This window comes from Microcystis aeruginosa LEGE 91341, assembly GCF_015206885.1.
Taxonomy (GTDB): Bacteria; Cyanobacteriota; Cyanobacteriia; order Cyanobacteriales; family Microcystaceae; genus Microcystis; species Microcystis aeruginosa_H.
Genome location: NZ_JADEXY010000268.1, coordinates 1 through 1,258, shown reverse-complemented (window position 1 = coordinate 1,258; position 1,258 = coordinate 1). Strand labels below are relative to the sequence as shown.

Genomic DNA, 1,258 nt, shown 5'->3' with positions numbered 1-1,258 from the left:
TAAATGTATCTGGATACACGCCACACAAGCGTTTGAACTCTGTTGGCTTTAAAGTTTTTACTTGTTCGTAAGTCATCTTTCAATCTTAACTCTTGGACTATTTTATCCTATTTTGTCTAGACTTATGCAAGAGATCTATTCCATCTAAAGTCGCCCAGCGAATCCAGACGGTTGTTACCCCTCTATATTCTCCCTGCCAACGAACTAAAGCTAATTCCAAACGACCACTGATTAGCCATCCTTTCTAGTTGGGTTGCTGCGGTTCATATAGACCATCAACTAAGACAAATTCGGCAAAATCTTCAGGATTAAAAGGATCGTACCAGAAATATTCAGGCACTCGTAACTTATCTTGATAAATCTTTTTTTTCTCGGTTTTGTCTATTTGGGTGGTACTTTCCGAGAGCAGTTCAATCACTACATCGGGAGCTTTTCCCTCTTCCCAAGTAACCCAACTTTTTCGCTCCCCTTTTGGTACGCCTAAGACGGCAAAAAAATCAGGTCCTTTGAAGTCTTGATTTTTCAGTTGTGCTGTACTGAAATAGACGAACATATTGCCACTGGCATAACCATCTTCTCGTCGGTCTAGCCAAGGTGATATACTGTCTATTAACAGATCCATCTGCCATTTATGCCTTTGAGTTTCCATCGGTACTCCATCATCGCAGGGAAGTTCATCTTGGGTGGGTAATGCAGTTAACCAGCAATTCTCATTTTGAAAAAAATCAGATAAAATTCTCTTATTTAAATAGAGAACTTGTGTAGAAGCATTATTTTTTGACAGATAATTATCATCCAACGCTGGAGATAGACAGGTTTTAAGAACTTTGTCCATAAAAAATAGATTTCAACTCATAAATCTGGATAAAATTCTAACAAAATTTTTAGTTTTTTTATAAACAACTTTCTTTTTTTCCTTCAAGAGATGGGACATTTTCAACTAGAATTTACTTTTTTAAATGGGACATATTCGGTGAGAATAAATGAGAAAAATTCCGACCAATTCTTAAACCAAATAAATTTTAATAGGGTACGAATATCATTAAAGAAAGAAGTCCGAGTTACTAATAGCTCACGAATCTTTTGATAGGTATAATTAACTAAATCCAAAACGGTATGAAATAAAAAAGCTAGTAAATTCAAAGACAATAAGAACTCGCACAAATGATTCTGACCATGACCAAAGTTATGCTCTAAATTATAACCGTGATTTTTAAGAACGTTATTGCCTTCATTTTCACCTTTCCATCTGCTACGT

2 pseudogenes are annotated in these 1,258 nt (G+C 35.5%); both read right to left on the bottom strand.

What is annotated here, in order from left to right:
- Positions 1-136: 136 nt before the first annotated feature.
- Positions 137-649, bottom strand: a pseudogene (locus IQ234_RS20780) (Uma2 family endonuclease); the annotation flags it as partial.
- Between the two features lie 373 nt (positions 650-1,022).
- Positions 1,023-1,258, bottom strand: a pseudogene (locus IQ234_RS20775) (ISNCY family transposase); the annotation flags it as partial.